At 44.8% G+C, this 25,723-nt stretch carries 25 protein-coding genes; 15 read left to right on the plus strand and 10 right to left on the minus strand.

Features of this window, described 5'->3' with window-relative positions:
• Window positions 1-88: 88 nt before the first annotated feature.
• The 4 genes from ACG3M1_RS05185 to ACG3M1_RS05200 are packed head-to-tail and all read left to right on the plus strand — an operon-like array spanning window position 89 to window position 4,354.
• Entirely contained in the window at window positions 89-1,066 is a 978-nt protein-coding gene (locus ACG3M1_RS05185) for a sugar ABC transporter substrate-binding protein (RefSeq protein ID WP_216881365.1), read from the plus strand.
• A 2-nt stretch (window positions 1,067-1,068) separates the two neighbouring features.
• Window positions 1,069-2,376 carry a sensor histidine kinase gene (locus ACG3M1_RS05190; protein WP_008819608.1) on the plus strand — a complete coding sequence of 436 codons (1,308 nt, stop codon included), beginning with the start codon at window positions 1,069-1,071 and terminating at the stop codon, window positions 2,374-2,376.
• Entirely contained in the window at window positions 2,376-3,053 is a 678-nt protein-coding gene (locus ACG3M1_RS05195; protein WP_008727190.1) for a response regulator transcription factor, read from the plus strand. The genes ACG3M1_RS05190 and ACG3M1_RS05195 overlap by 1 nt, the downstream gene beginning before the upstream one ends.
• Window positions 3,050-4,354 carry an ABC transporter substrate-binding protein gene (locus ACG3M1_RS05200; RefSeq protein WP_008819609.1) on the plus strand — a complete coding sequence of 435 codons (1,305 nt, stop codon included), beginning with the start codon at window positions 3,050-3,052 and terminating at the stop codon, window positions 4,352-4,354. Before ACG3M1_RS05195 ends, ACG3M1_RS05200 begins: the two co-directional genes overlap by 4 nt.
• A 486-nt stretch (window positions 4,355-4,840) precedes the next feature.
• Here ACG3M1_RS05200 and ACG3M1_RS05205 read toward each other — a convergent pair whose 3' ends face one another.
• From ACG3M1_RS05205 to ACG3M1_RS05230, 6 genes are all read right to left on the minus strand, one after another.
• Window positions 4,841-5,533 (minus strand): response regulator transcription factor, encoded by a 693-nt coding sequence (locus ACG3M1_RS05205; RefSeq protein ID WP_002607954.1) that lies wholly within the window; start codon window positions 5,531-5,533, stop codon window positions 4,841-4,843.
• Complete coding sequence (locus ACG3M1_RS05210) at window positions 5,530-7,041, minus strand: sensor histidine kinase (protein ID WP_008819610.1); 1,512 nt, start codon at window positions 7,039-7,041, stop codon at window positions 5,530-5,532. Before ACG3M1_RS05210 ends, ACG3M1_RS05205 begins: the two co-directional genes overlap by 4 nt.
• Before the next feature lie 192 nt (window positions 7,042-7,233).
• The gene (locus ACG3M1_RS05215; protein ID WP_008819611.1) at window positions 7,234-8,685 is read right to left on the minus strand and encodes a glycoside hydrolase family 1 protein; all 1,452 of its coding nucleotides are present in this window, start codon (window positions 8,683-8,685) and stop codon (window positions 7,234-7,236) included.
• Between the two features lie 27 nt (window positions 8,686-8,712).
• A complete protein-coding gene (locus tag ACG3M1_RS05220) occupies window positions 8,713-9,051 on the minus strand; it encodes a PTS lactose/cellobiose transporter subunit IIA (RefSeq protein ID WP_008819612.1) in 339 nt (112 codons plus the stop codon).
• A gap of 15 nt (window positions 9,052-9,066) precedes the next feature.
• Window positions 9,067-10,353: a PTS sugar transporter subunit IIC gene (locus tag ACG3M1_RS05225; RefSeq protein ID WP_008819613.1), complete on the minus strand. Its 1,287-nt coding sequence runs from the start codon at window positions 10,351-10,353 to the stop codon at window positions 9,067-9,069.
• Window positions 10,354-10,375: 22 nt separating this feature from the next.
• Window positions 10,376-10,699, minus strand: coding sequence for a PTS lactose transporter subunit IIB (locus ACG3M1_RS05230; protein WP_008819614.1), 324 nt, complete (start codon window positions 10,697-10,699; stop codon window positions 10,376-10,378).
• A gap of 188 nt (window positions 10,700-10,887) precedes the next feature.
• On the opposite strand from ACG3M1_RS05230, the gene ACG3M1_RS05235 reads away from it, so the two are divergent.
• Both ACG3M1_RS05235 and ACG3M1_RS05240 read left to right on the plus strand, forming a co-directional pair.
• Window positions 10,888-12,801: a BglG family transcription antiterminator gene (locus ACG3M1_RS05235; protein ID WP_008819615.1), complete on the plus strand. Its 1,914-nt coding sequence runs from the start codon at window positions 10,888-10,890 to the stop codon at window positions 12,799-12,801.
• Window positions 12,802-12,967: 166 nt separating this feature from the next.
• Window positions 12,968-13,411 (plus strand): hypothetical protein, encoded by a 444-nt coding sequence (locus ACG3M1_RS05240; RefSeq protein WP_100933916.1) that lies wholly within the window; start codon window positions 12,968-12,970, stop codon window positions 13,409-13,411.
• A 66-nt stretch (window positions 13,412-13,477) separates the two neighbouring features.
• Here the strand turns inward: ACG3M1_RS05240 and ACG3M1_RS05245 are convergent, their stop codons facing one another.
• Window positions 13,478-14,356, minus strand: coding sequence for an alpha/beta fold hydrolase (locus ACG3M1_RS05245; RefSeq protein ID WP_008819617.1), 879 nt, complete (start codon window positions 14,354-14,356; stop codon window positions 13,478-13,480).
• Between the two features lie 142 nt (window positions 14,357-14,498).
• Between ACG3M1_RS05245 and ACG3M1_RS05250 the strand changes: the two genes are divergently transcribed.
• Window positions 14,499-16,556, plus strand: a complete 2,058-nt coding sequence (locus ACG3M1_RS05250) for a BglG family transcription antiterminator (protein WP_008819618.1) — start codon at window positions 14,499-14,501, stop codon at window positions 16,554-16,556.
• A 123-nt stretch (window positions 16,557-16,679) separates the two neighbouring features.
• On the opposite strand, the gene ACG3M1_RS05255 is transcribed toward ACG3M1_RS05250, so the two are convergent.
• Window positions 16,680-17,144, minus strand: coding sequence for a hypothetical protein (locus ACG3M1_RS05255; protein WP_008819619.1), 465 nt, complete (start codon window positions 17,142-17,144; stop codon window positions 16,680-16,682).
• Window positions 17,145-17,304: 160 nt separating this feature from the next.
• Window positions 17,305-18,081, minus strand: a complete 777-nt coding sequence (locus tag ACG3M1_RS05260; RefSeq protein WP_022300084.1) for a DeoR/GlpR family DNA-binding transcription regulator — start codon at window positions 18,079-18,081, stop codon at window positions 17,305-17,307.
• Between the two features lie 156 nt (window positions 18,082-18,237).
• On the opposite strand from ACG3M1_RS05260, the gene ACG3M1_RS05265 reads away from it, so the two are divergent.
• A complete protein-coding gene (locus tag ACG3M1_RS05265; RefSeq protein WP_008819621.1) occupies window positions 18,238-19,266 on the plus strand; it encodes a 2-hydroxyacid dehydrogenase in 1,029 nt (342 codons plus the stop codon).
• Window positions 19,267-19,374: 108 nt separating this feature from the next.
• The gene (rhaD, locus tag ACG3M1_RS05270) at window positions 19,375-20,202 is read left to right on the plus strand and encodes a rhamnulose-1-phosphate aldolase (RefSeq protein ID WP_008819622.1); all 828 of its coding nucleotides are present in this window, start codon (window positions 19,375-19,377) and stop codon (window positions 20,200-20,202) included.
• 69 nt (window positions 20,203-20,271) lie between these two features.
• On the opposite strand, the gene ACG3M1_RS05275 is transcribed toward rhaD, so the two are convergent.
• Complete coding sequence (locus ACG3M1_RS05275; RefSeq protein ID WP_008819623.1) at window positions 20,272-20,508, minus strand: hypothetical protein; 237 nt, start codon at window positions 20,506-20,508, stop codon at window positions 20,272-20,274.
• Window positions 20,509-20,771: 263 nt separating this feature from the next.
• On the opposite strand from ACG3M1_RS05275, the gene ACG3M1_RS05280 reads away from it, so the two are divergent.
• From ACG3M1_RS05280 to ACG3M1_RS05305, 6 genes are all read left to right on the plus strand, one after another.
• A complete protein-coding gene (locus ACG3M1_RS05280; protein WP_008819624.1) occupies window positions 20,772-21,053 on the plus strand; it encodes a hypothetical protein in 282 nt (93 codons plus the stop codon).
• Window positions 21,054-21,245: 192 nt separating this feature from the next.
• A complete protein-coding gene (locus tag ACG3M1_RS05285; RefSeq protein WP_008819625.1) occupies window positions 21,246-21,938 on the plus strand; it encodes a LytR/AlgR family response regulator transcription factor in 693 nt (230 codons plus the stop codon).
• Window positions 21,939-22,178: 240 nt separating this feature from the next.
• Window positions 22,179-22,661: a PTS sugar transporter subunit IIA gene (locus ACG3M1_RS05290; protein ID WP_002607966.1), complete on the plus strand. Its 483-nt coding sequence runs from the start codon at window positions 22,179-22,181 to the stop codon at window positions 22,659-22,661.
• Window positions 22,658-22,960, plus strand: a complete 303-nt coding sequence (locus ACG3M1_RS05295) for a PTS sugar transporter subunit IIB (RefSeq protein WP_002607967.1) — start codon at window positions 22,658-22,660, stop codon at window positions 22,958-22,960. Before ACG3M1_RS05290 ends, ACG3M1_RS05295 begins: the two co-directional genes overlap by 4 nt.
• Before the next feature lie 50 nt (window positions 22,961-23,010).
• Window positions 23,011-24,426, plus strand: coding sequence for a PTS galactitol transporter subunit IIC (locus ACG3M1_RS05300; protein WP_009269631.1), 1,416 nt, complete (start codon window positions 23,011-23,013; stop codon window positions 24,424-24,426).
• A 3-nt stretch (window positions 24,427-24,429) separates the two neighbouring features.
• Complete coding sequence (locus ACG3M1_RS05305; protein ID WP_009269630.1) at window positions 24,430-25,719, plus strand: sn-glycerol-1-phosphate dehydrogenase; 1,290 nt, start codon at window positions 24,430-24,432, stop codon at window positions 25,717-25,719.
• Window positions 25,720-25,723: the final 4 nt, after the last annotated feature.

Here is a 25,723-nt window from a genome sequence, read left to right on the forward strand (position 1 = left end):
TACGATAAAATAGAAAAGAACAAGCCAAAAGAGAGAGTGGCTTGTTTTTTTATGATATAATAATGGTTGATAAAAAGTGAGGGTCTTTATGTCAAAACTGAAAGTGAGTATACGTTCCATTGTCATGTTTCTGTTCGCCTTGATGTTTGTTGTGGCCGGCTTATCACTTCTGAGCCGCTATACCAGTGAACAGTTCATTTATCGCAGCAAAAAGCCTCTGAAAATCGGGGCGACCTATATGACGCTGAACAATCCCTTTTTCAATGTAATCGATGATGAGGTACGCAATGTCGTCGAGGCAAACGGGGATGTTCTCATATCTCTGGACCCTGCACTTGATTTGCAGAAGCAAAAGGAACAGATTCACTATCTGATTGAGCAGGGTGTCAGTGCGCTGATTATCAATCCGGTAGACTTTACGGGACTGAGTGAGGAACTGAAGGAGGCAAGGGAAGCAAACATTCCGGTTATTACCGTGGATACGGATGTATTTGATGAGGATCTTGTCGCATATTCTCTAATGTCGGATAATTACGATGCCGGTGTGCAGTGTGCCAAGGATATGATGAAGCGGAAAAAATCGGCTGATATCGTGTTGCTTCAGCATAGTACCGCCTATTCGGCTGTCCAGCGGATTCAGGGCTTTGTCGATACCATTAAGGATAAGCCGCAGTACCGTGTTGTGGAGCGAATCGAATGTGAGGGACAGCTTGAAATCGCCATGCCGAAAATGGATGCCTTTTTGAATAAGGATAGTTCCTTCGATGTGGTCATGGCGTTAAATGATCCCAGTGCGCTGGGTGCCCTTGCCGCCATGCAGGATAAGGATCGTCTGCAATCGGTACTTGTCTATGGCGTGGATGGATCACCGGAAACAAAGGCACTGATCAAGGATCATATCATGACGGCCTCCGTTTCCCAATCACCGAAGACGATGGGGAAGGATGCGGCGGAAATCGTCTATAAAATACTGGAAAACAAGCCATACAGCAGCAAGGCCAGAATACCGGTAACACTGATCAATGAGAATAATATTGATCAGTTCTCTCTGGAAGGGTGGCAGTAATCATGTGGTTTATGAAATGGAGCAATGATGAGAAGCTGAAGGCGATTCACTGGATGATGTGCTTTCTCAATCTGACAATCATTCTGTTTATCAGTGTCATTATGTACATTACCACACTGCGCATCTGTGATATGTATGAGGCCAGGACCTTTCTTTCGACCTTACCGTGTCTGCCTTCCAATCCTCTGCGCATCATGATTACATCGGTCGCCTGTTTTCCGATACTTCTGTTTGTGATGCGGCTGCGGCATCAGATTCAGCTGACCACCTGGAAGCTGGCGGGAAGCTTTCTGCTGGAAACCTGTCTCTGTCTGATTATCATGCAGTCTCTCAGCTTTTCCACCAACAGCATTCTGCTTCTTGTGATGGCCGATCTGTTGACGTATATCAGCACCAACCGGGAACGGGCACTCTGTCTGGCCGTGATGATTGTCATCTATCTGTGCGGGAATTATGATTTTCTGTCCGGACGCTTTGCCATCGTCTCCTTCAATGACTATCTCGCCTGCTATAACTCCATGACGCAGTCCGTGTTTTCCAGTATCCATAACACGCTGGCTTCCCTGAACATCATCATGTTTATCCTGTACATGATCTTTCTTGTGCAGGAGAAAATCAATGAAAGCAAGAAATTTCTACAGATGAATCAGGAGCTGCAGGATTTGAATGAACAGCTGAAGGAATATGCCAACATCCGTGAAAAGATGGGAGCGACCAGAGAACGAAACCGTCTGGCAAGAGAAATTCATGATACGCTGGGGCACACACTGACCGGCTTATCCGTAGGTATCGATGCCTGTGTACTGATGAGTGAAATCGATCCGGCCGCAACAAAGAATCAGCTGAGCATGCTGGCGGAAACGGCCAGAAACGGCTTGAAGGATGTGCGGCGTTCCGTGGATAAGCTGCGTCCGGATGCACTGGAGCATTATACGCTGAAGGAAGCTCTGGATAAAATGATTCAGGAATTCCAGGGGGTTACCGATGTCGTTATTCATTTTGTATGTCATCTTCCGCATTTAACCTTTGATAAGGACGAGGAAGAGGTCATATACCGCATTATTCAGGAGGGAATGACGAATGCGGTCCGACACGGCAAGGCGAAGGAGATATTTATATCCATCGCAAAGGAAAATGATACGCTGATTCTGATTATCGAGGATGATGGAATCGGCTGTGAAACTATTAAGCCGGACTTTGGACTGCACCACATGCAGGAGCGTATCGCCCTCTTGCAGGGAGATATCCGGTTTTACGGATCCAACGGGTTTGTGATCCTTGCAGAAATTCCAATCAGGGAGGGTATCTGATGATTAAGATTATGATTGCGGATGATCAGGAGCTGATCCGCGAAAGTCTGAAAATTATATTGAGTACAAAAGAAGAATTCAGGGTGATTGCCACCGTAGGAAGCGGTAAGGAGGTCATTGAGGCAATACGCAGGGAGCAGCCGGATGTCATTTTGATGGATATGCGGATGCCGGATATGGATGGGGTACACTGTACCAAGTTTGTGAAGGAAGTGTATCCGGATGTGAAGGTTATTGTTCTGACAACCTTTGATGATGATGAATATGTATATTCTGCTTTGAAATACGGAGCCAGCGGCTATCTGTTGAAGGGGGTATCACTGGATGAGCTTTCCAATGCGATAAAAACCGTGCTGCAGGGTGGTGCGATTTTCAATCCCAATGTCGCAAGCAAGGCGATTCGTATCTTTTCGCAGATGGCGAAGAATAATGTGGTTACTGAGAAATTTCAGAGTCAGGATGATCTTCCCACACTGAGCAATACGGAGTGGAAAATCATTCAGCAGGTGGCACAGGGGCTGTCCAATAAGGAAATCGCAGAAATCCTGAAGTTTACAGAGGGTACGATACGAAATTATCTGAGTGTTATTCTGGATAAGCTGGAGCTGCGCGATCGTACGCAGCTGGCCATCTGGTATATACACCGGGAAAAAGCGGAACAGGACGATAACGGATGAAACGGCGTCTGTTGATCACTCTGGTGTTGCTGCTGCTGTGTATCGGCGGAATCGGATGGTTTTCCTATATGCAGCAGAAAACAGTAGTCCTGAAATTCGGCATGTTTGCCGGCAGCAACTGGGATGTTCCCAACGGAGACAGCTACAAAATTATCGATCAGGCCATTGAGCGCTTTGAAAAGGCACATCCGAATGTGCGGGTGGAATATGTGAGCGGTCTGCAGAAGGCGGATTACTCCGAATGGCTTTCCCAGCAGGCACTGGAAGGTGATTTGCCGGATGTATACATGGTGCTGTCCGATGATTTGTATACCTTTGCGGATATCGGAATGCTTGAGGAGCTGGATTCCTACATACAGCGTGATGAAAAGCTTACGGTGAAAAACTATTTTACACCGGCATTGAAAAGCGGACAGATGAATGGCAGGCAGTACGCCCTGCCATATGAAAGTGTTCCGACCATGATGTATGTGAATAAGACACTGTTGGACAAGTTCGGTATCGCCCTGCCGGATAATAACTGGACATGGGATGATTTCTATACAATCTGTGAAAAGGTGACGCTGGATTCGGATCATGACGGTTCCATGGATACCTTTGGTGTTTACGGCTATGGCTGGCAGAATGCGCTTGCCTCCAACGATGCGACGATTTTCAATGCCAGCGGGACAAGTGCGACTCTGGCGAATGACAAGGTGTATGAGGCTGTGGAATTTACGAGAAAGCTGGAGGAGCTGAATAAGGGGCAGAGTGTGAACAGTGCTATGTTTGATAAGGGCATGGTTGCCTTTTGTCCGATGAAATTCAGCGAATACAGAACCTACAAGCCCTATCCGTGGCGTGTGAAGAAATATACGAATTTTGAGTGGGACTGCATTCCTATGCCTGCGGGACCAGAGGGGGATAATGTGTCGCAGCTGGATACGTTGAGTATGGGGATCAGTGCGAGCAGCTCGCATAAGAAGCTGGCGTGGGAATTTTTAAAATCGCTGTGCTATGATACAACGGCACAGAAGGATATTTTTAAGTACTCACAGGGCGTTTCCGTGTTAAAGGATATCACGGGCTCCAAACAGGTGATGGAGTATTTACTGAAGGATGCCCCGGGGGATTCCACCTTCAATATGGATTTCTTTAATGATACGATGGAGCATGCAATTCCGAATACCAAGTTTACTGATTACGACCAGGTGATTTCGGTTGCGGACAGTGAGATACGAAGACTGCTGGGGACGGATGAGGATATCAAGACAAGCATCAATACCCTGCAGACAAAGATTGATCTGATTTTGAAAAAATAGAGGAGCAGGGAATGGTAAGCGGGTGATTCTCAGGACAAACGGGTATTGAAGCGCTGAATAGCTTTGATACTCGTTATTTCTTAAAAGAGTTTACAATACCTTTGCCTATGTGCAGGACTCCTGCATTCTCTTTGGCTTTCAGGCTCAGAGTGCAGAATGCAGTGCGTGTGTTTCCACCAGATAAAACAATGTGTTCTTATCTACAGACGGATGTTTGTAGGTGCTGGTAATACGGGAATATACGGGGTGTATCTTTTACTTGGCGAATCATACCGTGCTATGAAGGGAAATGAATCTGTAAATAGAAACATATGAATTGGCATACAAAATATGATGTGTTGTGAAAAGGCGGTATATATACGGAGATATTCGTCATGTTTGATTGTAAAAAAAAGGGAATCCGGCGATTATGAGTGCAATAGCTTTGGATATCCCTGTTTTTTTATCTGCATAACTAGCTTCTTTTGATAATTCTTTCGTGTGCGTTTAATATTTGCGGAAACGATAGCCGCTTCCCCATACGGTTTCGATAAATTTCGGATTGGCACTGTCCTTTTCGATTTTCTCACGGATCCGATTGATGTGTACGGTAACGGTAGAGATTTCACCGATGGCATCCAGTCCCCATATTTTTTCAAACAGCTGATCCTTGCTGAAAACGATATTCGGATTTTTGGCAAGGAATACGAGAAGCTCAAATTCCTTGTTTGGGAGAACGAGGGATTCACCGTCCAAAAAAACCTCATGGGAATTTAAATCAATCATCAGATTTTCGATTTGCAGCAGATTCTCTTTTTTCTGTGCTCCCTGTGTCAGCCGTTCATAATTGGCGATTTGTGATTTCACTCTTGCAATCAGTTCGCTTGGATTAAACGGCTTTACGATATAGTCATTGGCACCCAGACCAAGACCCCGGATTTTATCCATATCCTCACGCTTGGCTGATACCAGAATAATCGGTACATTTTTCGATGCTCTCAGATTGCGGCATACCTGAAAGCCGTCTTCCTTCGGCAGCATGACATCCAGCAGAATCAAAGCAAAATCCTCCTGCAAGGCGCGTTTTAATCCGCTTTCGCCATCCTCACAGATTTCAACCTCATAGTCATTCGCTTCCAGATAATCGCGTTCCAGTTCCGCAATCGCTCTGTCATCCTCTACAATCAGTATTCGTTTCATAGCGTTGTTCCTCCTTGTAAAAGCGGCAGTCTTATCGTAATACACAGACCCTTGTTCAATTCACCGCTGGCGCTTATTTCACCCTTCATCTGGGTTATGATTTGCTTGGTGATGGAAAGACCCAATCCGTTTCCCTTCACCTTGGAGCTTCTCGCAGGATCGCTGCGATAGAAGCTGTCAAACAATCTTGGTGCCTGGGATGGATCGATTCCGATTCCATTGTCCTGAAATGTGAGAATGCATTCCTTCTTATCGCATTCCAGTGTGACATCAATGTGCACCGGATTCTCACTTCTATATTTTATACTATTCTGACACAGATTGTCCAATACCCGAATAAAATGTGTACGGTCCATCAAAACCTGCACGGGCTGCGGGCATTTGACGGTAAGCTTTATGCTTGCATGCTCATAGCGGGAAGCACATTCCTGATACCAGTCCTGTAAAAAGTCTGCCAGATTTACACATTCATCATGAAACGGCACCTGTCCCAGATCCAGCTTGGATAAGAGAAAGAGACTTTCCACCAATGCATTCATGGCATTTGTTTTCTCCTGTATGATATGCAGATAGTGCTGCTGTTTTTCCGGCGTATCCGCAATCCCGTCCAGCAGTCCGTTGACATACCCCTGCATGGAGGTGAGCGGTGTGGAAAGGTCATGGGAAATGCCTGCAATGAGCTCCTTGCGGTTCAGGTCATATTGGGACCGCAGCTTTTCCGATTCGATCAGCTGCTTGCGCATCGCTTCGAAGTTTGAGCACAGCTCGCCGATTTCATCCTCTTTCTCCACAGAGATCTCCTGCTTCAGATTACCGCTTCGGATTTCACTGGTAGCCTGATTGAGATCATACAGCGGAATCAGGATATGCTGTGCCAGCTTTCTTGTCAGTACGGCCCCCAGTGCTACAATGAATAATACCATGAATACACCGGTTGCGACAATCGTTATTTTGATCATCAGCTTGGTATGCTCCCAGGATTCATAAGAGTCCTGAGGGAAGGTGAGGTCCTTTCCGGAAAAGGTTATGCGCAGGGTTTTATCCGCCGCATTTTTCAGCTCAGCCTGATATGCCATGCCGTTTGCATTCCATATGATATAAGGAAGCTCATACTGCTTTGTCTCGGCTATGCTTTCGAATTCCTTCTGCATGCTTTTTCGGTTGACTCCGCTGCTGTGGTATAAAACCTCCGCTTTTTGATCGTGTGCTTCCTCGACGAAAATATGAAGACCTGATTTTTCAAGCTGTGCGAGAATACGCTTGGCCTCGTCCGTGATGTGCTCACTTCCTGCCAGCTCGTCGTTCATTGTTTTGATCAGCAGTGTAGGTCCGTAGTTTGAGGTGTTTAACAGGACATTGCGGATGAGTGCAGCCGGAGAGTGTGTCACAAAGGAAAATCCCAGCAGCAGGGAAAACAGAATGAAGCATACAAAAATGATGGGAATGAGTACCATAAGAAAATTGGAAAGCAGTATTTTTTTACGTATGGATATATCTCGATAGCGCATGTTACCACCCCTTTGCATGTTCATTATGTAGGAATTCATCATGAAAAGCAAGGGAAAACGGCAGTGTTAATAGAAAGTATAGAATCTTTGCTGTCTGTCTGTATGCCAAAGCCGGACAGCCCTTACACCGCATATGGAAGAAGAACAAAAAAAATGTAAGCGTACATGATATGCACTGCTTACATGTTCAATTTAAAACACATTTCCGTTTGTTGCGATCACATTCCGATACCACCAGTAAGAATCCTTCGGATACCGTTTCTGTGTCCCGTGTCCTGCATCATCCTGATCGTTGTAAATGAAGCCATAGCGTTTCTTCATTTCACTTGTTCCGGAGGATACCATATCAATCGGGGACCAGGCACAATAAGCGAAGACATCCACACCGTGCTGTACTGCTTTTTGTAAGGCACGGATATGCTCCTTGATATAGTCGATACGATAATCATCATGAAGCTTATGTTCAGAATCCAATTCTTCAATTTGTCCGAATCCGTTTTCTGCAATCATCAGGGGCTTCCCATATCGGTCCCAGTAGTTTAAAAAGCAGTCGTATAAGCCAAGCGGGTTTATCGTCCATCCCCATGGATTCGCCTTCAGATATGGATTTAACTCCGCATTTCCGATTGCCATTGTATTCTTCTCATAGCTTACCACATTGGAATTATAGTAGCTTATCGCAAGAAAATCCAGCGTATTGTTTTTCAGAAGCATCAGCTCGTTTTCATCCGCATGGATCGCTATGCTGTTATCCTTGAAATAACGAAGTGCATAACCCGGATATTCTCCGCGCAGCTGCACATCCGCAAAGAAGAACATCGTCATCTGATTTTTCTCAGTTGCGAACACAACATCCTCCGGTTTACAGGTCATGGGACTGACATAGAAATCCGCGAGCATAGCACCAAAGCGAAAGGCCGCATTGATCGTTCTTCCGATCTCTCTGATTTTGGCACAGGCGATAAATTTATGATGGACTCCCTGCCATTTTACTGCCTCCACATCCTCAACGGTGTCCTTAATGACACCGATTGAGCTTAGTCCGACTCTTGTCAGATTGATTTGATTTACAGGAATCCAATAGGTGACCTTATGCTGATAGCGTTTCATGATAAGCGCAGCGTATTCCACAAACAAATCAACCACACGGGGGTGCAGAAATCCATTATATTTCAATGCAAGATTGACCGGCATATCATCATGATATAAGGTCACAATGGGTTCTATATCCATTTCCTTTAAGATATCGAGGAGCTGATCATAAAATAAGAGACCTTTCTCACTTGGCTTTTCTTCTGCACCGTCCGGATAAATTCTTGCCCAGCTGACGGAAAAACGAAAGCACTTGATCCCCATGTCCTTTAAAAGCTTTATATCGTCGCGAAAGCGATGATAGAAATCAATTCCTGTCTTTTTAGGAAATATATAATCCTGCGGATGCTCTATGCGATCCATGATTTCCTGCAGGGAAAGATCTCCCTTAACCTTTGCCTTATCATGGGGATCATAATTTTGAAGATCCGCAACGGTCAGCGCACGGTCGCTATCTCCTTCCGCCTGCTTGGCACTGATGGCAGCACCCCATAGAAAATCTTTGGAAAATGAATCCTGCATCCTATCTTTATGAAGCTCTACAATGTTCATACGCAGCTCCTTTCTTTTGAAAACACATCATTTGACGGTGCCTCTGCCTGTATAGAAATTTTCAAATATGGTAATCATTTTCTCTGTGAGATTCACTTCACTCATAATGGTCATAAGGGTGTCCTGTGCATGTGTGAACAGAAGGCACGATGTATACTGTTCACCGGCGGCTTCTGCCTGAATGATTTCCGTCTGTCCCTGATGTGCCCTTGTGATATCCTCTCTCGCTTCTCTGATTTTTTCCTTTGCACGCTCAAAATCAAATGACGCGATACCATCCAAAGCTTCATTGGCTTTTGTTCTCGCATTTCCTGCATGCATAATAATCGACATGGATACAGGAATCAAGCGATTATTTTCATCCATGAAAATCCTCCTTTCCTATAATGGTTTCTTAACCGTCTCTTTTTCCTGTTCCTCTTTTACCAGCTGTTTATCATATTTCATCAGGAACGGGTACCAAATCAAAGCATAGATTGCGAATAGGATAAAGAACCAGAAGAAGGCCCGGTAGTCATCGGTTGTCAGCCATGTACAGATCGGTGCAGGGATACGGGAAATATTATTCACACCGGCTGGAATATTCAGGAAGCCTGCTCTCATGATGAACCAGATGATCAATGCACCTACAACGGAATTCATCCACATCGGAATCATCAGCAGGGGGTTGAAAACGATCGGAGCTCCGTAAACCAGCGGCTCATTGATATTAAAGACGGATGGTGCCAAACAGATTTTTCCCATCGTTTTCAGCTTCTTTGACTTACATTTAAACAGCATCAGGAAATTCAGCGGCAGGGTTCCTCCCAAGCCTCCCATCGCAATCAGGGCAGTTGTGAATATCGTTTCGGTTGTGACGATGTGGATCGGCTGACCGCCTGCGAGAGCAAGCTCGGCATTGGCGGCTATACCTGCCATCAGAATAGGCTTTACAATGGCATTTAAGGACCATGCGGAAATACCAACCGAGTACAGTAATACATACAGGAAACAGATAATTACAAAGCCGGGCAGAGATTGTCCGATGTCCACGATCGGCTGGAAAACCATATTGATAAAGCCGACAAGATCAAAGCCCAGAGTAAACACCGTGATACCGAAGACTAAATAGATCAATGTCATTGGTATGATATTATTGATCCACTCACATACAAAGTCCGGCATGGATGCACTGTTCTCCAGTACATGCAGCTTTGCATAAAAATGGAAAATCACCATGACGATCAACGCTACTATAATGGCGATAAACAGACCGCTTCCCCCCAGAAAGTTAATATCTGTAATCGTTAATTCTGTTTTCCCTGTCGCTGCATTCTTCACCAGCGTAGCCATTGTCGGGCAAAGGGCCATCAGAAATACAGTAAGGGAAGTCAGTCCTGCTGTTATTGTATATTTCGGATGATCCAGTTCCACCATACCGAAGTATGCGACCATAAAGGATACAATCAGGGACATCATTCCGAAGCTGAAGGTATTCACAAAGCTCATATCCGGTAGGGACGGTATATATCGGACAAATACGTTATAGATGGATACGACGGATCCAACCAGAATGAAAGGTAATATCTTCTGCATTGCACTTGCGACTGCCCCAACCCATGGATTACTGAATATTTTTTGCATCCCCGGTGCCAGCTTGTCTGTAAACCAGCTCATAATTTGATTCATACTAGGTTCCTCCTCTAATGTTTTATACTTTATACTTTTCTAAGGTATCCACTGCCAGCTGGAGTAAGGCCTTGCCATCCAGCATGGAATAGATTTCTTCCGGAATGACGATAACCGGTATGTTATAAGGGGCTGCCATGTCCTCGAATGCCTTCAGTCGGAATTCATAATGTGGTCCAATACACAGGATATCCATTTTCGATAGATACTGCGTTACCTCACTTTCACTTTTTGCCTCAATTGTTGCGTTTACTTTTGACTTCTTCGCAGCCGCTCTTGCTTTCTGTGCAAGAAATCCCGAGGAGAGTCCTCCTCCGCAGCAAAGATAAATATGTAGCTGTGCCATTTCCATGACCTCCTTTTTCTGTAAGCGTTTGAACCTTACAGCCTTATTAAACCATGTTTCCGTTTGGGTCTCAACTCAATATCTGCACTGTGCAGATGCGTGAATTGCACGGTGCAATTTTCCAGTTTCCAATCCCTTGAAAAGCCGCTATAATATAATTAAGAATTCAAAAACAAGGATGTGATCGCATGAAAAGAAAACAGGAAGATCTTATTCGCTATCTGTATGAGCATGAAGAAAAGCTGACCTCTGAAACATTATCCAAAGCTCTTTCGTTATCGATCAGAACTATCAAATCCTATATTGCCGAGTTGAATCTCAGCTATCCGGGCCTCATCCTTTCCAGTAATCGCGGGTATACGATTCATAAGCAAAAAGCATCTGTCCTGCTTCAATACAAGGATGATATTCCACAGGATTATGAAGGCCGCTGTATTTACCTGATAAAAAAGCTGTTGCTTGAAAAACAGCATCAGCTTGATATTTTTGATCTCTGTGATGAATTATTCATCAGCTATTCCACCCTTAAAAATGATATATATAAAATGAATACCAGCTTTGCCCATTTTCAAATCACATTCTCCTGTGTAGATAATAAAATAGATATCAGAGGTACGGAGAAAAACAAAAGAAGGCTCATCACGCATGTCATGTCGGAGGAAGCGAGTGGGAATTTTCTGGATCTGTCCTTCCTGCAGGAAAGCTTTCCTGCATATGATATAGAAGAAGCCTGTATACTGATAAAGCAGGTGTTTCATAAATATCATTATTATATCAATGATTTCTCCTTTATCAATCTGATTCTTCATGTGACCATCATGATCAGCAGAATGCACAGTGGAAACCATATCCCTGGCAATCGTGAATACCATTCTATTGACGGTTTGAAAGAAAAGCCTATCATTGATGAGCTGTGTATGACGCTGGAACAGATTTTTGATGTAACCTTTACGAGCAGTGAAAAATTTGAAATCTATATATTGTTTAAAACAAATGCCAATTATCATGCTCAGGATCAGATGGAGGAGCTTTCCAAGGTTGTTTCGGAAGATATTCTTTCCTTATCCCATCAATTGATTCAAAGTATAGACCGGCATTTCTTTGTGAATCTCATGTCTGACAGCTTTCTGACGCCCTTTGCACTGCATTTAAAAAATCTGAAGAATCGACTTGAACAGCACAGCATCATGAAAAATCCAATGCTGGAGTCTATCAAAATATCCTGTCCCACGATTTACGATATAGCAACGTTCATGGCGTATCAGCTGATGCAGACATTTCAACAGGAAATCAGCGAGGATGAAATCGCCTTTCTTGCATTGCATGTAGGTACGGAAATCGAGCGCCAGAAAAAAGCAGAAACCAGAGTTTCCTGTGTGATTTTATGCCCGGAGTATCTGAACATCGGGAAGCTGCTGTATAACAAAATGCTAATGAACTTTGGCGAACAAATCAATATTCAGAAGCTGATATCCTTTGAACGTGCCATTGAGCATGAGGTCTTTGATCTCTTGATTACGACGATACCGCTTCCCGAATCCCCGGAATATCTGACGGTATTGCTTCCGCCGCTTCCGATGAATTATGATAAAAACAAGATTATGAAGGCTATCACCCGAATTGAAAATACAAAGAAGAGCCGGATTCTTGCGGATAATATCGATTTTTATTTTAATGAGGACCTGTTCTATTTCAAAGAGAAGCCTACAGGAAAAGAGGAAACAATCAATGAGCTGGCAGATCAGATGATATCGCTTGGTTATGTGCATGCGGATTTCAAAGACGAGGTATGGAAGAGAGAGCGGGCCAGTTCCACTGCGTTTATGAATATCGCAATACCACACCCGATGAAAATGAGTGCCTATAAAACAAGCGTTGCTGTGGTTGTCTGTCCAAAAGGCATGGAATGGACCAATCAGCACATCGTCAATGTTGTGTTTATGATTGCGTTTAATAAAATCGACAATAAGCACTTTCATGATCTTTATGAATCTTTGATCCTTCTCTTTAATAAGCAGGAGGTTATCGCAGAAATAAAAAAATGCAGGAATTTTGAAGATTTCAAGCAGATTGTTATAAAAAACTATATTAAATACAGCTGAACCGGACAGTAACGGCCGACGCAATGCTTTTATAGAACTGTTCTATGACCGCCATCGCTTTACTATTCGCTCAGACTGTAAGAATGCATGCGAAACAGCAGGACGCGAGGTTGCAATTCCTGCTCTCTATGTTACGATATATATGGAAAAGGATGGAGGGTATCATATGAAAAAAATATTGCTTCTGTGTCTGGTGTTTCTCTGCCTGGGCAGTTTTACCGCATGCAGTAAAGCCGGGAATACAGCCACTGCGGATGGTCAGGAACAAAATCTGGAGGAAAGCGATTTTTCAAAGCTGGTGAAGGATGACAACATATTGAAGGTTTCATCGAAGGATACGGATATCACAGTGAAGCTTGGATCTGTTCCAAAGGATCTGGTTGTGAGCGGGGAGCTTCTGGATGCTTCCGGAAAGCCGCTGTACCATCATGTGGTGAAGATTTCATTTCAGGAAAAAGACGGAAATATCGTCTTCCAGAATGAAGCGCTGCTTCTAAGTGCTGTAAGCAGTGATTCGGATATTTTAAAGAAGAGTCTGCTTGCCTATCGTATTCACAGTGAAAGTGAGAGTATGGACTGGCATCTTCTTGTGCAGCTGCAGGATGTATAGCCTAATCGATTATACATAAGAAAAGCTTATCTTTTATATAGCATGGATTAGCTTCTTTTTTCTATTCTAAGAGCCTGCCTTCTGCAGCTTTTTCTTTGCTTTTTTATCCTTGATCTTATTCACAAGATGCTTCCAGTTCGGCAGGTAATCCCCCTCCTGCTGTTCCTTCTGTTTACGAACCTTTCGCTTTTGCTGGATATCCTTGTTCTGTATCCAGCTTTTGACAAAGCGCAGGTATTCCCTTGGATTGCCAAGACTGAAATCCCCGTGCGTATAATTCATCAGCATGAAAATCTGTGCATCACCCAGTACCTCTTTCAGTAGATCGGCACTTTTTTTCATACTCTTCTTCTCACGCTGTCCGACCAGAATTGCTGTTTTACATGTAGCCTGCGCCAGATTTTCGGGAAGCTGAAAGGTACTGACTGCATGGTGTATGCTTTTCAGGTTTTCCTTTGTCATTGCCTGATAATTTTGATAATAATCCTCAAAGGCAAAATCATCATTGAATACAGTGTAGTACATGAATTTATTGAACCATTTTTTTCTTGCCAGTGCATTTGTGTAGATGCCGGCATAGGCACTCCAGCTCTGCAGCTTTATTGGCTGCATCATCGCACTTTCAATCATGGCGTATTCGCACAGATCCGGCTTCATAGACAGCATGGAAACGGCAATCTGCGCACCTAGTGAAAATCCTGACAGCACCTGGATATGCCCGTTATAATACTCCTGAAGATAGGTAAGCAGCTCCTCTGCACATTGCTGTATACTGATGAATGGTTTCTGAGCTTCACTTCCATGTCCGTCTAAGACGGGGACGATGAGGGTGTAATCTTTTTTCAGCTCCCGTATTTCTTCCTGAAAGCTGAAGGCGGAAAGGCATTCTACGTGGATATACATATAGACCGGTTTGTTTTTCTGAACATAGGTTTTAAATTGCATGATGACCAACCTCACTTTATGCTTCCATTATACGATAGGAAACCGTTTTCAGCTGATTAACTTCTTGCGGAGTCTTCTGCAGAAAATTAACCTTTGCATTTTGACATATTTTCTATATGATATATGGTGAGGTAGATAGCTAATGAATAAACGTGCACGAGAAATCATTTTCTGGATAATGGAAAAGCGGGATTATCAGGAAACCTGTACCATCAATGATCTGATGGACAAATTCAAGGTATCGGAACGAACGATTCGCTATGATCTGGAGGGAATCACGGATTTTCTTCTGGAAAACAAGCAGAAGCCGATTCAGCTTTGTGAGCATGGCGTGATTGAGCTGCAGAAGGATACCGATGCCATTCGTATGCTGCTGGGACAGAATGATTTTTATTCCTTCAAGCTGAGCAAGGAGGAACGCATGCATATGATTCTGTATCTGATAGCGAATACGGGGGAGCATGTAACCCTGCAGCAGCTGGCGGATATTCTTTTTGTATCCCGTTCCACAATCATTCATGATGTGGATGATGTACGCAAGAGCATTCAGAAGCAGGATCTGGAAATCGTATCCCTTCGCAGAGGTCTGCGTATTCAGGGCAGGGAGAGCAGCCGCCGGATTATGCTGATGCATCTGCTGCGCCTGCCGTATGTGCAGCAGTATCGGATTTCAGAATATAAAGATATGATGTCCCCACAGGATTTGGAAAGCCTGAAGCGTATGATCAAGGATGCGGAATTATCAAGCAGCCGTTTTTTAACTGACGGTTCCTTTGAAGATTTGCGGCAGTATCTAATGCTTATGATTGAACGCTACCATAAGCACCGGTTTGTGGAGATCGACTATGTATCCCAGCATCTGTCCACGCAGAAAATGGCAAGCCATCTGATGAACAAAATGGAGGATTATTTCGGTATGGAGCATCGGCTGCAGGAGGAATACCTGCTGGCGGATATCCTGTACAATATGCATTATCTCAAACGCAATGATGCGGATGAGAAGATCATGCAGATTCAGGTCATCTCCAAGCAGTTTATTGATGCCGTAGCGCATGATCTGAATATTGATCTGCGCAATGATTTCCAGTTTTACCAGAATCTGACCAATCATCTGCAATCCACATTTAAGGATCTGGATATGGGGTATGACAGTGACAATGAGCTTCTGTATGAAATCGTGAAGAAGAATCCGGAGGTTGTCGCAGCGATCGAGAAAAATCTGCAGCCACTGGAGCTGTTTGTACAAAGAGCCATCACCCGTGAGGAAATCGCCTATATCACCATTCATGTCTGTGCGGCAATGGAGCGCAACCGTTATCAGGGCGCGCAGTTCACGATTCTTCTTGTGTGCAACTCCGGTGTGGGAACCTCACAGCTGCTGTTAAGCCGGCTGAAAAAATACTTTCAGTTTTATGTAGCGGATGTTCTGCCGGTGCATGCACTTGCGAATTATGATGTTACAGGAATCGATCTGATCATATCAACGGTACCGCTGAAGGAGGAGCGCTGTGAAACCATCATTCTGCATCCGTATCTGAGTGATGAGGACTGCATCCTTTTGGGTGAAAAGCTGGAAACATTGAAAAGCGGTATGCACCGTGTGAATTCCAATCCGAATTTTCAGCGACTTCAGACACTGATTGCGAATTCCATTGCCATCAGCCCGCTGGATAAGGATGAAATCTATAAGAATATTATCCGGGATCTGCAATCGCATTTCTTTCCGATAGCCCCAAGTGACAAGGCAACGCTTCGTGAACTGCTTGCCGGACATATCGAGGTGGATGTGGAATGTGCAGACTGGAAGGAGGCTGTCAGAAGAAGTGCGCAGCCATTGCTGGAACAGGACTATCTGAGTGAACAGTACATCACGCAGATGATTCGCAATATTGAAACAATGGGACCGTATATCGTACTGGCACAGGGCTTTGCCTTGCCGCATGAATCGCCGGATGTCGGTGGGAGGAAGCTGGGGATGCAGCTGATTCGGCTGAAGCATCCGGTACCGTTTCATTCGCAGTTCTATGATCCGGTGGATTTTGTATGCTGTCTGTCCACGATAGATAAGGACTCGCATTTGAAGGCAATGTTTCATTTAATGAATCTGTTATCGAAAGCGGATTTCTGTGAGAATATCAGAAAGGCGAAAACCGCAGAGGAAGTATATCAAATAGTTTATGAATATGAATCCATTTTATAAACAGCTCTTTGCAGGATACTGTAGGAACGTACTACCATGCGTAAAAGGGCTCATGAAGTAAGTATCACAGATAAAATAAAAAGCTTTCAGAAGAGCTGCGATACGCATCTGAAAGCTTTTTTATTATTCTGCCACCAGAACTCCCGTATAGGTCGCAGCCATCGTATCCCCCGTTATATCCATACGGTTTATTTCGATACATTGCAGCTGACCATGCAGGGATAAGGAGCCGCTGTTTTCCTGAAATTGCAGCGTATCCGGAAATTCTATAAGCTCTCCCGATTTTTTGGTTATGGTAACACTGCGAAAGTGGAATGGTGCAGGAATCAGTTTCCCAACCTTTTTGTAAAGTGAATTTTCTGTCAGTTGAACCTTTGTGTCCTTTGTCACATATGCACTATCCAGCCTTACGGATACGGTTTTACCAATATCAAAGCGCTTATCAATTCCGGTTTCCTTAATTACATGTTCTTCCGATTGTGACAAGGTATTGCTCCATGGCTCCGGATTTTCTTTTGCACCGATCGGCATGGATACGGCAAGACAGGCTGCCATAAGTGCAGCACATGATAAAAGCTTTTTCTTCATAACATCATTTCCTCCCTATTTTCTGTTCAGTGATTAGAACTATATCTAGTATTATACCATAGAAAATCAGATCCTCCTCATTTTTCGGGCTAATTGTAAAATGATGCATTTCGGGCTAATTGTAAAATGATGCATAACAATAAAATCTGAGTTTATGAAATTAAATTTGTGGTGCAGCTTTCACCACGCGGATACCGCATTGCCGATATGCCTCCAGCAGACTTTCATCCGCGTCCTGATCTGTGATAAGCGTATAGCTCTGTTCATGAGATATTGAAATGAAATCACGGCTGTTCAGCTTACTGGAATCACACAGGACATAGACCTCCTCCACAATGGAGAACAGTGTTTCCAGCAGACCGCTTTCCACCACACTGTCGGTATACAGGTTTCCCTTTTCATCTATCGCATTCACACTTAAAAAGGCCTTTGACAGCTGAAACTGTTTTAGATTTGTCTGTGCAATCGGACCGGTCAGCGTGAGGGAATTGCTGCGCAGTTCACCACCGAGCATAAAAATGGTTAATCTGGAATCCTGATACAATTCATATGCCACATTCACAGCATCGGTTACGACGGTCAATGGCAGGTAGTGCAGAAGGGCAGACGCAAACATATCCATCGTAGAGCCACTGGCAAGAAAAATACGATCATGCTCCTTCAGAAAGCCTCTTGCAATATGGGCAAGCTGCCGCTTTTTCTCTGTATGCAGCTTACGGCGCTTTGCAAACGGTGTCTGCGCATCAAAGGTTTTCTTTTCCTTTGCAATGGCACCTCCATGTGTTCGAATCAATGCTCCCATCTGTTCCAGCTCCATGAGATCACGACGAGCGGTCATGGCCACTATGTGGAAGCTTCGGCATATCGTCTGTACGTGAAGCTCTCCTTTTTCCTGCAAAAGCGCAAGTATTGCTTTCTGCCGTTCCTGTTTTGTCATTGTTATCACCTGCCTTCATTATATCATAAAATGTTCGTTTCGAACAATAAAATTAAAAAAAAGATGAAATATAAACAATAAACATGAATAGTGTTTCTGAATTTTCATTTTTGTACTATGATGAATGTGTGAAACGAACAATTAGGAGGAATGTATATGAAATGTGTTGCTGTTGGAGATATGTTTCTGTCAGAGGAGGCATTCGCTAGGGTATTGAAACATCACGCACTGTTTTGTTCCTATCAGGGCTTTTCATGGAAGGCGGATCTGGACCGTGTATCTACACGTACGCTGATTCGCAAGATTGAAACAAAGGGAAGTGAGGCATATGCAGTCGAAGGGGAATTGAAGGAGGCTATGCTGGATGCGGACGTGATCTTCGTTCATATGTGTCCGGTGGGAAAGGATATCATTGAGCAGGCACCGCACTTGAAGTATATTGTTACGGCAAGGGGCGGTGTGGAAAACATCGCGGTGGAAAGTGCAAAGAAAAAAGGAATCAGAGTTATTCACTGTCCCATGCACAACGCCTTTGCCGTTGCTGAGCTGACGGTTGGGTTAATGATCTGTGAAACACGAAATGTGACAAGAGCAGATCGCTCCCTGCGCGAGGGTATCTGGAGAGAATCCTATCCGAATACCGGATCGATACGGGAGCTTAGAAGTATGACGGTAGGTTTGATTGGCTTTGGTGCAATCGGTCAGCTTGTCGCACAGCGCCTGCAGCCGTTTGGATGCAGCATCATGGTACATGATCCCTATCTGGATGCATCTGTGATTGAGCGACTTGGCTGTATCGCGGTTGATAAGAAAACCCTGTTACAGGAAAGTGATATCGTATCCCTTCACGGTCGCATCGGACCCAATGATCCCCCAATTATCGGGCGTGAGGAATTGAAGCTTATGAAACCGGTCAGCTATCTGATCAATACGGCAAGAGCGGTACTGGTGGATATGCCGGCGCTGGAGGAGGCGCTGCAAAACGGCAGCATCATGGGGGCTGCAATCGATGTATTTCCGAAGGAGCCGCTGACTAAAGAAGATGCTGTCGTACAGCTGGATAACTGCACACTTACCAATCATCGCGGCGGGGATACTCTGGATTCCTATGAGCGCAGTCCGGAGCTGCTGCTGGAACAGCTGCAGGAGGCAGTGCAAACAGGACATACAAAATACATGATATAAGTCCTATATGATTGCCATGCACACAGAGGGCAATGTCTTATGCATGATTTAAGATAAGGATGGCTTACAGCTGCTTGCTATCCTGTGGGATATGAGAGGAGAAAACATATGAGAGTAGAAGAAACATCATTTTTAAATGAATATATTGCTATGGCGGATTATGGCGACAGACTGGGCTGGCATGAGCGCAACGGCGGGAATTTCACCTATTGGATGAAGCCGGAAAATGTTGCGGATGTAAAAGATGAATTGCACGATAAAGGGGAATGGCTGCCGATTGGTACCAATGTGGACAACCTTGCAAATGAATATTTTCTAATCAGCGGCACGGGAAAGTATTTTCACAATATGAAAAAGGATTCCCGGCATACAATAGGCATCATACAGGTTGATTCTACCGGTACAAAGTATCGTATCCGCTGGGGTCTTGAAAACGGAGGCCGTCCTACCAGTGAGCTGCCTACGCATCTTATGAATATGGCAGTCAAGGCAAAGCTTACAAATAATGAAAACCGCGTGATTTATCACTGTCACTGTCCCAATGTGATTGCACTTACCTTTCTGCTTCCGCTGAAGTCGGAAATTATCACAAGAGAGATTTGGGAGATGATGACGGAATGTCCGATCATCTTTCCTGAGGGGATCGGTGTCGTGGAGTGGATGGTACCGGGAGGTCGCGAGATTGCCGTTGCCACAAGCAGGCTGATGGAAACCTATAATGCGGTCATATGGGCACATCATGGAATGTTCTGCAGCGGCGTGGATTTTGATTCCACCTTTGGTCTGATGCATACGATTGAAAAGAGTGCCGAGATGTGGATCAAGGTGCATTCCTGCCGACAGGATAAGCTTCAGACGATTCCTGTGGAGGGCTTCCGTGATTTGCAGGAAGCGTTCCAAGTAACACTGGATGAACGTTTCCTTTACAAAAAGTAGATAAATAAAACTCCGGTCATGACCTATGCTTGACCGGAGCTTTTTCATACCGCTAACAGTTAAACTCTTTTACTTCTGAACGGACCTGTTTCCAGCCACAAGCAGTATGATACAGGAAAGCGATGAAAGGATAGAGATAAGCAACAGAAGCCAGTACAGCATCCCATAGGAATCGAAATATTCTGTGACACTGATCATCTCATCCAGGGCGATTCCGCTCGTCCATAAGAATACCATGGAAATAGCCAGTGTCCCCAATGAGCAGAGAAGCAGAAAAGGCAATACTATTTTTTTAAAATTTGACATAAAGATCCTCCGTTTCTATTTATATAAGCTTTCGCATGCCTGCTGCGTAACTTAATGGTTGGGCATTGAACATCATCAGGTACGCAGATAGCTGCAAACAGGAAAATGATTTGATTTACAGAAGGGGAAAACCACTACCTTATCATCTACTTCCCTATGTTTATTTTACATGGAATGTAGAAAATGTAAATATGTAGGGGATGAATGGTATCTATCCGGGAGGGAACGGTCTATGTGTTATCAGAATAGGAGGAGAGCCAGTTATGCTTTTTATTTTTTACCGTTTCCTACCTAAATCGACCGCTTGTCCCAATTTTATTTACTTTTATGGTCATAATGTTTATGATGAAGACGATGATAGGTGGAGGAAGAGACAAATGAGAACATATACCTTATTGATTGTGGATGATCAGGCGGCTGCGGCAGAGCAACTGAGAAGTGGTATCGAAGGTATAAGTCTCGGTGTATTTGATATAGCGGTGATGAATGATGTACAGGCGATACAACAGATTTTTCATCAGATAGCTTTTTACACCTTAAAATGACCGAATGATACCTGTGGCATACCGCTTGTCCCAAAAGCCTTTTCATCTTTTCAAATTATGCTATTGTATATATAACGCACGAAGGACAGAAGCCGGCACCTGAATGTATCCATAAAGGAAGCCCTCCTCTATCCTGTGTGCTTCACCATATAACTGGAAACAAGGCAACACCATGCCGACAGGGAGGTACTTATGCAGCACTATACTATACTGATTATTGATGACAAAAGAGAACAGGCAAAGGAAATCAAAAAGAAAATTGAAGCCCTGCATCCCGCCTTTCATGCTGATATCGCCAATGACGCAAGCTATGCATTAAAGGGCACCTATGATGCCTATCTCAGCGATCTGATGATGCCGGTTCACTCCGGTATAGAAATCGGAAATATGATTTATAAGGAAAATCCGGATGCCATTATCATACTCATGTCCTCGCTGGATAATTTCGCCATTGAGCGCACCCAGCAGTTTTCCGCCTTTACCTTTCTTCCCAAATCCAAACTGGATCAGGAGCTTTTGCCGCTGCTTCAGCGTCTGGAACGCCGCCTGAATTACATCAATATACGCATCCATGTAAAAGAAGGGGAAAAAAGCATCGCTGTACCGATTTATAAAATCCATAAAGTGAGCGTTATAAAAAAGCAGCTCTGTCTGGACATGGGAAATACACGCTATACCTGTTCCATGCGATTGCAGGATTTTCAGCGCATATACGATGATTATTTTGTCTGTCCGAAAAACGGTCTGCTCATCAATCCGTCTTGCGGCTATTACTATGAAGCGGGGCATACACTGCAGCTGAAGGAGGAATCGATTCGTGTCAGTCTGCTGAAGCGGAAGGAATTCAAAGAAAAATACCAAAAATATTATGATAGCCTCATGTAAATCCCGGCTGTTATTCATGTCACAAAAAGACGCTGTACGCTGATACAGGGTCTTTTTCTATGGTACAGTTTGCAGTATGCCTGCTGTGCAAAGAATTCCACTGTTCAAAACTCTGCAATCCTCTGCGCAGTCTTTTACTCTTTTATGAAAGCGCTTTTTGCATTACACTGTAGGTGGATAGAAACAGCGGGATACATGAAGGGGAGGCATCCCTCATGATCGACAAAAAGGAGTATGGAAATGATTTGGGAAGACTTAGATAAAAAACTGATTCACCTACAGGCGGAAGCAGGGCATGCCAATGATATCTTTGATCAGCTGGGCACCTGCTTCATAAACGAGGGCTACAGCCGAAGCGATTATGTGGAGGCCCTGAAACAAAGAGAGGCACAGTTTCCAACCGGATTGGATATCAATGGATTCGGTGTCGCAATACCGCATACGGATGCCGGCTATGTACTGCATGAAACTGAAGGAATCATGACACTGAAGCATCCGGTAACGTTCATTCAAATGGGCAGTGATGATACACAGGTAGAGGTGAAGGTTGTCTTCATGCTGGCGATTGAGGATCCCAAAAACCACATTAAGAAGCTGCAGCAGATTCTGCGTATCATACAGGACAACGCCGTTCTGGAGAAGATCTATCAGGCCTCCAGTGCCGACGAGGTCATAGATATAGTAAAACAGAAGGAAATAGAAATAGGAGGAGAAAACTTATGAAATCAGTAAACATTCTATCAATCTGTGGTTCGGGAACCGTCACCAGCAGCATGGTGGCCGCTAAGCTGAAGGACCGTTTGTCCGAGCACGGCTATCAGGTAAGTGCTACCGAGGCAAAACCGACCGAGGCTTTAAATCTGGCGCAGTCAAAACGCTTTGACATTATCGCACACACCTCACCGCTTCCTAAGGGAGATTATGGGATTCCCTGTGTCAATGCCTTTGCCTGCATCACAGGAATGGGAGAGGACAAGTTCTTCGAGGACTTCCTCAAGGCACTGCAGTCAATAGGGAAATAGGCATTCGACTTCGCAGTACGCAGCATAATTTATAAAGGAGAGATAAACGTATGGTTATATTAGAATTTTTGAAATCGATGATTGACAACTTTGGGGCTGCGATTATCGTACCGGTCATCATCGGAATCATCGCATTGTTCTTCCGTGTCAAACCGCAGAAGGCCTTCCTTTCCGCCTTATATGCCGGAGTATCTCTGGAGGGTATTTCTCTGATGGTGGGCGCATTCACACCGATCATCACCCCGCTGGTAAAGAATATGGCGGATGCCATGGTCAACATCACCGGTGTAAATCTGAATGTATTCGATGTCGGCTGGCAGGCAACCAGTCTGGTAGCGTTCTCGACAAGTGCCGGTATGATCTATCTGGGACTCGGTATTGTATTACAGACAGTGCTGTTTCTGATCAAATGGACAAAGTGCTTCCAGCCCTCTGATTTATGGAACAACTATTCCTATATGGTATGGGGAGCCATGGTTATCTTTGCGACAGACAACTTTGCACTGGGTATCGCCTGCATGGTGCTGCTGAACCTGTATTCTCTGCTGATATCCGATATGCTGGCAAAACGCTGGTCTACGTATTATCAGTATCCAAACTGCACCATCATTGCTATGCATAACATTGAACCGGGTATTTTCGCCATTGTCTTCGATCCGATTCTGAATGCAATCGGCTTCAACAAGCTGAAGCTGAATCCGCAGACGATCCAGCAGAAAATCGGATTCATGGGGGAACCGATGACCATTGGCTTTGTATTGGGCGGTATTATCGGTATTCTGGGGAACCTGTCCAATCTTGGCTCTATGGCAGGCTGGGGATCTGTGCTGACGGCTGCTGTTGCCACGGCTGCGGTTATGGCCATCTTCCCGAAAATCACAGGGTTCTTTGCACAGGCATTTGCGCCGATCACCGAGGGTGCCCGTAAATTCATGGGCAATACCGGAGATCGCGAATGGTATATCGCCGTCAATGATGCTGTCGGCTATGGAGAGCCTGCAACGCTGACATGTGGATTGCTGCTGATGCCGGTCATGGTACTGATCGCATTCTTCCTGCCTGGCAACCAGACACTGCCGGTTGTCGATCTGGTCGCAATTCCTTATATGGTAGAGGGACTTGTTGCCGTATTCAACGGAAACATGGCAAAGGTCATCGTTACCGGTGCCATCTGGTTCAGTGTCGGCTTACTGATGTGTACGTATACAGCACCGCTGTTTACTGAGGTTGCCAAGGGCGCAGGCTATGCGATACCGGCAGGTGCTGCCATGATTACCAGCTTCAATATACTGGGAAAACCGCTGATGGGGCTGATCTTCCTCGCCTTCCTGAGCGGAAGTCCGCTATGGATCGGTGTCGCCGTCGCCGCATATGTGGTCTGCTATGCCGGATACCGCATGAAACAGAAAAACGTAGAGGAGTATCTGGAAACACAGGCAATGAAAAATGCAGAGGCGGAGGCTTAGGCTATGAATATTAATGTACAGAAATTCCGTAAGCCGTGTGCCTGCGGAAGAACACATGAAATTGTTGTAGATGATATGATTATTGAGAAGGGCGCCATACAGCGCCTTCCTCACATCATGAAAACATATTACAGTGAATACAAAACGATTGCCATGCTGTGCGATGACAATACGTATGCAGCGGCAGGAAAGCTCGTGGAGGAGCTTCTTCCCGGTATCATCACCATCCGGCTGAACCCTGAAAATCTGCATGCGGATGAGCATGGCGTGGAGGCTGCACAGAAGCAGCTGGACAAATATGCGGGAATTGACTTTCTGATTGCGGCAGGCTCAGGAACGATTCATGACATTACCCGCTATCATGCGTATGAGAAAAAGCTTCCGTTTCTGAGTATTCCAACGGCTGCCAGTGTGGACGGCTATGTTTCCACCGTTGCCGCCATGACATGGCACGGCTTTAAGAAAAGCTTTACGGCGGTATCTCCGCGCTTTGTGCTGGCGGACAGTGAAATCTTTTCAAAGGCACCGCTTCGTCTGACCGCAAGCGGCGTCGCTGATCTGCTGGGAAAATTTACGGCACTGTGTGACTGGAGAATCGCGCATGCCCTAACCGGTGAATATATCTGCGATACCGTCGTCGATATGGAATATAAGGTATTGAAGGAGCTCTGTGAGAATCTGGATGGTATCCGCAACCATGATCTGAGCGCCTATGAAAATCTGATGTATGGTCTGTTATTGAGTGGCATAGCCATGCAGATGATTGGAAACTCCCGTCCGGCATCCGGAGCGGAGCATCATATGTCCCATCTGTGGGAAATGTCCGCAATCAATGAACCGATCGATTACTATCACGGAGAAAAGGTCGGTGTCGGACTCTGTATGGCCACGGCAGTTTATAAGAAAGCAGAACAGAAGCTGCGTGCGGGAGGCTATCAGGTGAAGGATCACATGGAGCTGGAAACAGAGTTCATCAAAGCCAATATCACCAGTCCTGTCCTGCAGGAGGAGATTCTGAAGGAAAACACACCGAATCTGATGGCAGATATCACCGGGAACATGCTGAAGGAGAAGGAAGCGGATATCCTGACGATTCTCGCAGACCTGCCGGATGCCCAAACCATGATCGGATGGATGAAAAAGGTACACGGTCTGACGACGATGCAGGAGCTGACACTTGATGAGGCACTGAAAACGACAACACAGCGTCTGAGTCCGTATGTCCGTCAGCGGCTGACCTTCATGCGATTGTTGAAATTCTACGATTTCTATGATGAAATCACAGAAGGGTAGGAAT

The organism is Clostridium sp. 10cd* (assembly GCF_044336395.1).
GTDB lineage: Bacteria > Bacillota_I > Bacilli_A > Erysipelotrichales > Erysipelotrichaceae > Clostridium_AQ > Clostridium_AQ innocuum.

What these genes read in the sequence shown, in the direction of transcription:
- ACG3M1_RS05185 (WP_216881365.1), top strand. Translation starts at nt 89, where the DNA reads ATGTCAAAACTGAAAGTGAGTATACGTTCCATTGTCATGTTTCTGTTC.
- ACG3M1_RS05190 (WP_008819608.1), top strand. Translation starts at nt 1,069, where the DNA reads ATGTGGTTTATGAAATGGAGCAATGATGAGAAGCTGAAGGCGATTCAC.
- ACG3M1_RS05195 (WP_008727190.1), top strand. Translation starts at nt 2,376, where the DNA reads ATGATTAAGATTATGATTGCGGATGATCAGGAGCTGATCCGCGAAAGT.
- ACG3M1_RS05200 (WP_008819609.1), top strand. Translation starts at nt 3,050, where the DNA reads ATGAAACGGCGTCTGTTGATCACTCTGGTGTTGCTGCTGCTGTGTATC.
- ACG3M1_RS05205 (WP_002607954.1), bottom strand. Translation starts at nt 5,533, where the DNA reads ATGAAACGAATACTGATTGTAGAGGATGACAGAGCGATTGCGGAACTG.
- ACG3M1_RS05210 (WP_008819610.1), bottom strand. Translation starts at nt 7,041, where the DNA reads ATGCGCTATCGAGATATATCCATACGTAAAAAAATACTGCTTTCCAAT.
- ACG3M1_RS05215 (WP_008819611.1), bottom strand. Translation starts at nt 8,685, where the DNA reads ATGAACATTGTAGAGCTTCATAAAGATAGGATGCAGGATTCATTTTCC.
- ACG3M1_RS05220 (WP_008819612.1), bottom strand. Translation starts at nt 9,051, where the DNA reads ATGGATGAAAATAATCGCTTGATTCCTGTATCCATGTCGATTATTATG.
- ACG3M1_RS05225 (WP_008819613.1), bottom strand. Translation starts at nt 10,353, where the DNA reads ATGAATCAAATTATGAGCTGGTTTACAGACAAGCTGGCACCGGGGATG.
- ACG3M1_RS05230 (WP_008819614.1), bottom strand. Translation starts at nt 10,699, where the DNA reads ATGGCACAGCTACATATTTATCTTTGCTGCGGAGGAGGACTCTCCTCG.
- ACG3M1_RS05235 (WP_008819615.1), top strand. Translation starts at nt 10,888, where the DNA reads ATGAAAAGAAAACAGGAAGATCTTATTCGCTATCTGTATGAGCATGAA.
- ACG3M1_RS05240 (WP_100933916.1), top strand. Translation starts at nt 12,968, where the DNA reads ATGAAAAAAATATTGCTTCTGTGTCTGGTGTTTCTCTGCCTGGGCAGT.
- ACG3M1_RS05245 (WP_008819617.1), bottom strand. Translation starts at nt 14,356, where the DNA reads ATGCAATTTAAAACCTATGTTCAGAAAAACAAACCGGTCTATATGTAT.
- ACG3M1_RS05250 (WP_008819618.1), top strand. Translation starts at nt 14,499, where the DNA reads ATGAATAAACGTGCACGAGAAATCATTTTCTGGATAATGGAAAAGCGG.
- ACG3M1_RS05255 (WP_008819619.1), bottom strand. Translation starts at nt 17,144, where the DNA reads ATGAAGAAAAAGCTTTTATCATGTGCTGCACTTATGGCAGCCTGTCTT.
- ACG3M1_RS05260 (WP_022300084.1), bottom strand. Translation starts at nt 18,081, where the DNA reads ATGACAAAACAGGAACGGCAGAAAGCAATACTTGCGCTTTTGCAGGAA.
- ACG3M1_RS05265 (WP_008819621.1), top strand. Translation starts at nt 18,238, where the DNA reads ATGAAATGTGTTGCTGTTGGAGATATGTTTCTGTCAGAGGAGGCATTC.
- rhaD (WP_008819622.1), top strand. Translation starts at nt 19,375, where the DNA reads ATGAGAGTAGAAGAAACATCATTTTTAAATGAATATATTGCTATGGCG.
- ACG3M1_RS05275 (WP_008819623.1), bottom strand. Translation starts at nt 20,508, where the DNA reads ATGTCAAATTTTAAAAAAATAGTATTGCCTTTTCTGCTTCTCTGCTCA.
- ACG3M1_RS05280 (WP_008819624.1), top strand. Translation starts at nt 20,772, where the DNA reads ATGCTTTTTATTTTTTACCGTTTCCTACCTAAATCGACCGCTTGTCCC.
- ACG3M1_RS05285 (WP_008819625.1), top strand. Translation starts at nt 21,246, where the DNA reads ATGCAGCACTATACTATACTGATTATTGATGACAAAAGAGAACAGGCA.
- ACG3M1_RS05290 (WP_002607966.1), top strand. Translation starts at nt 22,179, where the DNA reads ATGATTTGGGAAGACTTAGATAAAAAACTGATTCACCTACAGGCGGAA.
- ACG3M1_RS05295 (WP_002607967.1), top strand. Translation starts at nt 22,658, where the DNA reads ATGAAATCAGTAAACATTCTATCAATCTGTGGTTCGGGAACCGTCACC.
- ACG3M1_RS05300 (WP_009269631.1), top strand. Translation starts at nt 23,011, where the DNA reads ATGGTTATATTAGAATTTTTGAAATCGATGATTGACAACTTTGGGGCT.
- ACG3M1_RS05305 (WP_009269630.1), top strand. Translation starts at nt 24,430, where the DNA reads ATGAATATTAATGTACAGAAATTCCGTAAGCCGTGTGCCTGCGGAAGA.